Annotated in this window: 1 pseudogene; it reads left to right on the top strand. The window is 49.3% G+C overall.

The annotated features are described in order from the left end of the window. A pseudogene (gene katA, locus ACWHAR_RS29965) lies at window positions 1-584 on the top strand (catalase KatA); the annotation flags it as partial.

The following is a 584-nucleotide window of genomic DNA, read 5'->3' as shown; positions in this document are numbered from 1 at the left end:
CTCCAGTTGGAGACAACCAAAACTCAATGACAGCTGGTTCACGCGGACCGACGCTGATTCAGGACGTCCACTTGCTCGAATAGCTCGCCCACTTCAATAGAGAGCGTGTGCCTGAACGGGTTGTGCATGCAAAAGGCGCCGGTGCGCACGGTTATTTTGAAGTCACAAATGACGTTTCCAAATATACAAAAGCCAAATTTTTATCAGAAGTCGGAAAACGCACGCCGTTATTTGTCCGTTTTTCAACTGTTGCCGGCGAAAACGGTTCAGCCGATTCCGTCCGCGACCCGCGCGGTTTCGCTGTTAAATTTTATACAGAGGAAGGGAACTATGATCTCGTTGGAAACAATACACCTGTTTTCTTTATCCGCGATGCGATTAAATTCCCTGACTTCATTCATACACAAAAGCGCCATCCGGTCACACATTTGAAAAACCCGGATGCCGTATGGGATTTTTGGTCATTGTCTCCTGAATCCCTGCACCAGGTAACCATCCTGATGTCTGACAGGGGCATCCCTGCGACTTACCGGCACATGCACGGCTTCGGCTCCCACACATTCAAATGGGTGAATGCCGAAGGA

It is taken from the genome of Bacillus sp. LR--39 (assembly GCF_053613335.1).
This window is presented reverse-complemented; position numbering and strand designations above follow the sequence as displayed.